This window comes from Enterococcus raffinosus (assembly GCF_018917525.1).
GTDB lineage: Bacteria > Bacillota > Bacilli > Lactobacillales > Enterococcaceae > Enterococcus_A > Enterococcus_A raffinosus_A.
Map to the genome: position 1 here is coordinate 1 of NZ_JAHLOS010000073.1, position 6297 is coordinate 6297.

The 6297-nt window shown below is 32.8% G+C and carries 5 protein-coding genes; 4 read left to right on the plus strand and 1 reads right to left on the minus strand.

Going from position 1 to position 6297, the window contains the following annotated elements; translation table 11 throughout:
• Positions 1–69 precede the first annotated feature (69 nt).
• On the minus strand, positions 70–693 hold the full coding sequence (locus KQI58_RS22110) for a hypothetical protein (RefSeq protein WP_216411094.1): 624 nt from the start codon (positions 691–693) through the stop codon (positions 70–72).
• 217 nt (positions 694–910) lie between these two features.
• On the opposite strand from KQI58_RS22110, the gene KQI58_RS22115 reads away from it, so the two are divergent.
• The 4 genes from KQI58_RS22115 (at position 911) to KQI58_RS22130 (ending at position 6111) form a co-directional block, all read left to right on the plus strand.
• Complete coding sequence (locus tag KQI58_RS22115; protein ID WP_216411095.1) at positions 911–2542, plus strand: hypothetical protein; 1632 nt, start codon at positions 911–913, stop codon at positions 2540–2542.
• 10 nt (positions 2543–2552) lie between these two features.
• On the plus strand, positions 2553–3524 hold the full coding sequence (locus KQI58_RS22120; RefSeq protein WP_216411096.1) for a hypothetical protein: 972 nt from the start codon (positions 2553–2555) through the stop codon (positions 3522–3524).
• A gap of 652 nt (positions 3525–4176) precedes the next feature.
• Positions 4177–5505: an ATP-binding protein gene (locus KQI58_RS22125; protein ID WP_216411097.1), complete on the plus strand. Its 1329-nt coding sequence runs from the start codon at positions 4177–4179 to the stop codon at positions 5503–5505.
• A 333-nt stretch (positions 5506–5838) separates the two neighbouring features.
• A complete protein-coding gene (locus KQI58_RS22130; protein ID WP_216411098.1) occupies positions 5839–6111 on the plus strand; it encodes a hypothetical protein in 273 nt (90 codons plus the stop codon).
• Positions 6112–6297: the final 186 nt, after the last annotated feature.

The following is a 6297-nucleotide window of genomic DNA, read 5'->3' on the forward strand; positions in this document are numbered from 1 at the left end:
ATGTATCCAGAATATTATAAGAACGTACTTGGATACGAATTTAGAATCAGTGATCGACAATAAAATGATTCATCTAAACAAAAAGTCCTCAGGAGCGGTTTTCTCCTGAGGTTTTCTTACTAGTGTGTGTATTCTAGACAAGAAATTGTAGTGCTTTATTGACCTTCGAATGTCTGTTGCGCTCTCAGGTGTTGTCTCCTGAATAAAAGAAATAGCGTCTTTAGAAGAATGATTTTCTAAAAGTTTTATATACATATTATGGTAATAAACGTATTTATCAATGCTTCTCCATTTTCGAATTGACGAAACGTGTTTAGATGCAATTTTATAATTAGCATCCATACGTTTGTCTACAACATCTGCGGCAACTTGGAAATCAATCACGTTTAACTTTTCGATTTTTTCTCTATACGTCGAAGACAAAAATTTATTATATTTGAAAATGCATTTTATTGCCGCTATACGTCTATTTCCTTCTAAAACGGTATAATAATCCTTTTCTCGAATAACAATAATTCGTTCACCGATGGTGTTGTATCCTTCTTTTTCGAAAGAATCAATTAGCTCATACAAATTTTCGTTTTTTAATAAGTGTTCAATTATTTCATCTTCATTTTTTAAATCAAACAGAGAAAAACGAGGATTCTCTGTATCAAGCTTGATTTTCATCGGATCGAGAGTCACACTATCCATTTTTTTTCACGTCCATTCATAACAAGTTATTCTTTTGTTTTAGTGTATCAAAAAAGAAGCAATTATGATATCAAAAATAGCGTGCAAAACGATCTCATAACTATTCTTGTATTAAACTGATTATTTACTAATTAGTTTTTATTGTTTGATACAGCAAGAACACGAGTTCGAATTTTGATGAGTTATGTTATCATTGAGATGGATGGAGGCGGTATCATTGGATAAAATTGAAGAGTATATTTCAAAACGAAAAAGAAAAGATAAGTTGAATGAGTTTGACTTTACTCAACACTCAGAAAACATGGGAAAAGTGATTCAATATGTTTCTGATTATTTTAATAATTATCTATCACCTGAAGACTATAGCTATGAACAAATTAAGCTACAGCAAAATATTGAGAAATCGCGTAAGACTTTAGAAAACAGATACCCTCAGACACACGATTTTATTGAAAAGTATTATCTTGAGCATCAAAAAAGAATTGATACTTTTATTGGTAAAGCGTGTGAAAATTTTAAAGATATTGATATTTTTTATCGTAAAGAGGATTTTCGAAAGATAGCTGAAGAAGTCGTTTTTAATCGTCTTTGTATAGAAGATATGAATGAAAATGATTTTGTTAAGGTGGTAGTGGCTGTTGAGGAACATCTTAAGAGTAAGATAGATAAACCTCATCATTCTGAAATGAAAGGTTTAGACAATAAAATTGTTAAATGGGTATTTGATTCATATAGAGAATATGGTGTGAATATTTTTGGATATGCATTCAATATCGCCTGGAAATGGGAGGATAGGTATGTTGAATACAAGTATATTCGTGAGTATGAAGAAAGCTGCCGGATAAATAATTACGATTATAGATATCAAGAAAATCCATTTGAAGTTGATCAAGAATTTGAAAAGCATAAGGACTTACCATTTTTTGAAAATAAAAGGGATTATTTTGAAATGCTGGTGATGTATTGTTGGCTATTTCATATGTTAGATGACACATCCTACTGGGCGGAATATGTTCAATTATGTATCACACAAAGAAATGTGGATTTGAAACTTCAAAAAGGGATGCTTATACCTGTTATTGCCGATGGTGTTCAATACCCGCAAGAAATAGAAACGAATATTGAATATATTGAAACAAAAAGAGGAATAGTCAAAAGTAAGAAGAGTGAAAAATATATTTTATCTGTAATCAATGAAAAAGGAAACGACAATATATGGGTAAACAATGAAACACGTAATAAAATCCTTTCCAATTTGTCTAACTCATTTGAAAAATTTGGTCGACCAGAAATTTTAGAATTAAGAACACCATTTAAAACACCGAATTTTGGAATCAAAGAGTTATTGGATACATATCGTGAAATTGAAAAAGAATTGAAACCTTTAAAAAAGATGAAGATAGCTTTGAAGACATCATCTGCGAAATCAGGTAAAGAACCAGTAGTTTATACAGTAAAGGATATTTTGGCTTTGTATAGAGCAACTAAAGATTTGAAACTAAATTTGAAACTTATTTTAGATTTAGTAGATAACCGTAATGGAGCAAATGTTTTAAAGAAGAATTGTTTTGAACTTGCTGAAATACTTGGAGCTAATCGAGATTTATTTATTGGTTTTCATATAAACGGGATTGATAGTTGGAGAAGTTGGGGTTCACTGTACAACCAGAGTAAAGGACGTTTATATGAAAAAAATTCATATCAAGATTTTTCGGAGTTTATGTCAACATTAGTAATGATTCTTCAAGATGCTCAAGTTCGATATTTAATTCCTCAGAAAATTAAGGAAGAGGAGGAGTTAGAAAAATTGGTGGATACATTGTATCGTTGTGGTTGTGTTTTTAAATGAGGTGTGAATAATGGATAAAAACTTAGATAGTTTTTCCTTATCGAATATTGACAATGAGAGAGCATTTTTGCAGTGGGCTAGGCAAATAAAGAGTATTAGCTCTTCCAATCTTCATGAGACGATTTTAGATTATGACAAAATTATCAAGGAGCGTGAACGTAGAGAACGTTTTTCTTATATTGATGATTTACCGTTTAGTATGCAGTATACAGAGAAAAGGAATGTCAATTTTGATGACAGTATTGATGTCAGCAAGACCATTTTAGACATTGATGTATCACCACGCCATCGAAAAAAAGTATATGTTTTTGTAAATCAATTAATCAGAGGAGTAGAAAAATTTGGTGGACATGTATCTACTGGCTATGGACAAAAGATGAAATTTGAAGTTTCATTGGCGCCGATCTGTTGGAACATAAAAATTTTTGAAAAAAGTCAACGGAATTCCGATACTGTTGATTCAAAAAGAAAAATGTTGCCTAAGCATCATCGAACACTGAATGGCGTTATAGAATTAGATATTACAAATGAACAAACAAAAAGAAAAACAGTCTTTACTAGTGAGCAATCAACATTATCAAGTCAATTAGTCGATATTTTTTCCCTATTCCGCAAAGAGTATATTCCTGTTAGAGATAAGAGAATTGCAGAAAGTAAAGCCAGGGAAGCCAAAGAAGAGTTACGGCGACAAAAAGAAGAAATAGAAAGATTAGCCCAGCAAGCACTCCAATTAGAACAAGCTATTGAACAAAAAAGAAATCATTTGATTGAAGAGGTCATTACTCATCAAAAAGAATTTGAGGAAATTCGGCAAGTTGAAAGATATCTGGAAGAATTGGTGAAAGTTAGTGAAACTGATGCTAAGTCTTCAAAAGTAGTGGAGGCTTATGTAGCCAAAGTAAAGAGTATTTACAATATTGACAATTTCTTCGAGAAAATAGATTTATGGATTAAAGATATGGAAAATAATATAGATATCTAAAATTTTCTGTTTTTCATGCAAGAGGCGGTACACTACCATAAATGAATCTTGATTTGCTATTACCGGGCGATAGCTAACAAATGTTGAATTGACAGCATGCAAGTGACCGGACGATAAACCGGGCGATAGCTAACAAATGTTGAATTGACAGCATGCAAGTGACCGGACGATAAACCGGGCGATAGCTAACAAATGTTGAATTGACAGCATGCAAGTGACCGGACGATAAACCGAGCGATAGCTAACAAATGTTGAATTGACAGCATGCAAGTGACCGGACGATAAACCGAGCGATAGCTAACAAATGTTGAATTGACAGCATGCAAGTGACCGGACGATAAACCGAGCGATAGCTAACAAATGTTGAATTGACAGCATGCAAGTGACCGGACGATAAACCGAGCGATAGCTAACAAATGTTGAATTGACAGCATGCAAGTGACCGGACGATAAACCGAGCGATAGCTAATAAATGTTGAATTAACAGCATGTAAATGACCGGACGATAGACCGATCGAATATGCAAGTAGTAGATAATCTTTCTGTACCCTCATTAAACTTCTCTGTTCGTATTCCTAAAAAGTCAAATTATAAGTTATACTACAACTGATATGACTTTTAAGAATTCTACAATTTCATAGGAGGATTACAATTGGAAAAACTTAGTGAGGACAATAATATTGAATATAAAGAAGATATTCCTAAAAAGGCTAACCAACTAAAAGCAGAAATTGTCTCCTTTTTGAATAGTAGTACAGGTGGAACGATCTATTTAGGGGTGGATGATGATGGTATACCAGTAATTTTTTCAAATGAAAAAGACAGAAAGAAAAAGTATAAGGAATGGGAAGAGACCATAAGTAATTGGGTAGCTCATGGATTCAGACCAGAGGTAATCGGACTAATACAAGTAGATCCTAACAACGATCCGTTTAAGATTTCTGTTAGTGCGGGAACCAATAAACCATATTATTATACTGATGGCGAAGGCTTTAACTCAAAAGGTGTATATATTCGCAATGGTAGCTCGAAAAGAAGGGCTAGTGATGCAGAAATAAGAAGAATGTTAGATCGTCATAATGCCAACTCATTCGATAGTGAGAGGATTGAGATCAACTCTTTATATTTCGATTATGTTGAAAGTGCTTTTGAAAAAGCTGGGACTAAGTTCGATATTATCGGTCTTGATTTTAAGAAAAATGAAGAGGATAAGTATAACAATGCTGCACGGATAGTTAGTGATGAAAATCCATTTATTTCAAAGGCTGCTATTTATAAAGGAGTGGATGTAACTACTTTTAGGGATAAAAAAGCTTTTTCAGGGTCAATAGCTAAGCAGATTGATGATGCAATTCAATATATTCATCTGAATAATCAGCTTAATATTACTTTCGGACGTAATGGAAAACGCATAGAAAATTTTTCTTATCCTGTAGATGCTGTTCGGGAAGCAGTGATGAACGCTTTTGTTCATAGAGATTATACCATGAGCTCAGATATTAAAATTGAGTTATTTGATGATCGATTAGCGATATCTTCTCCTGGTTCTTTACCCGATGGATTAACCGTCGAAGATATAAAACAAGGTGCGAATGCAAAAAGAAACCCTATTCTAATTAATGTTCTAGATAAGATGAACTATATAGAGAATTATGGCTCTGGAATTCGTCGAATTTATTCATTATACAAAGGATTTAAGAGGCAGCCAGAATTGCTTGCTACTCACAACTTGTTTACAGTGATTCTATATAATATGAATTACAAGTTGAATACATTGGAATTAAGTGAAAATATGATCTCGATTATTCAGTATCTTAGTGATGGAAAACTTGCCAGTCGTCAGGAAATTCAGGAAGCTCTGGATTTACAAAAAAGTTATACGTTAGAAATGATATCAGAATTGAAGAAAATGGATATAATCGGTTCTGAAGGTAGAGGACCAGCCACTAGATATTATTTAGAAGTAATGGAAAAACAATAAATCAAATAGCGATGTTTTTACTATCTGTCGATGAATTTAAGCGACTCAAGTGTAATCAGGGAGTAACCCAAGAGTAGAACAAGGAGTAAATTTTACTAGTAGTTTAGATAACAATAGACCACCATTATGTGCTGTATATATTAGCGCATAATGGTGGTCGTTTTAACATTATGAGTATTGTTAAAATATCTGAGTGATCGTATGTTATTGACTAAAAATTAGAGTGAAACGGAATGGTGTACCGTATCATAAGGGGTAAAATAGAAATTGGTTGTGATACGAGGAGCCTTATCATAAGTAGGGATATTTTTATTAAGTAAGGGAGGAATCTAGTTGAATCAGCAGGGTACTGATAGAATGAATAAGCTGGGAAAATATACAAAGAGGACATCACGTGAACACAAAATTGAGATGGCTTTACTACAAGAAAAGAAGTTTAAAGAGAGTTCATCAAAAAACTCAATAGATATGTTAGAGTCAACACTATCAAAATGGATGATGGAACAAAATGAGATTATACCTAATGATCCCATTCATGTAGATTTAAAGGCTTTTTATTCTATGTCTGCGACACAAAAAAATGACTATGTTATTGATGTAAAATGAAGTATTGCAAAGTCAGTTGATATGTTTGAATCAGGAAAAGTATATTCCTGTATTTTGCAAGACTTTTATGGTTCTTTCCAGTGTTAGTTGATTTCCAAGTCCGACTTTGGTAATAATAATATAAAAACTAGAACGGAGTCGTCGAAACTTTGGATGAACTTATAAAATTACTAGATACCCATCTAC

Excerpts from the sequence above, each read along its gene's own strand:
- KQI58_RS22110 (WP_216411094.1), bottom strand. The coding sequence starts at position 693 with ATGGATAGTGTGACTCTCGATCCGATGAAAATCAAGCTTGATACAGAG.
- KQI58_RS22120 (WP_216411096.1), top strand. The coding sequence starts at position 2,553 with ATGGATAAAAACTTAGATAGTTTTTCCTTATCGAATATTGACAATGAG.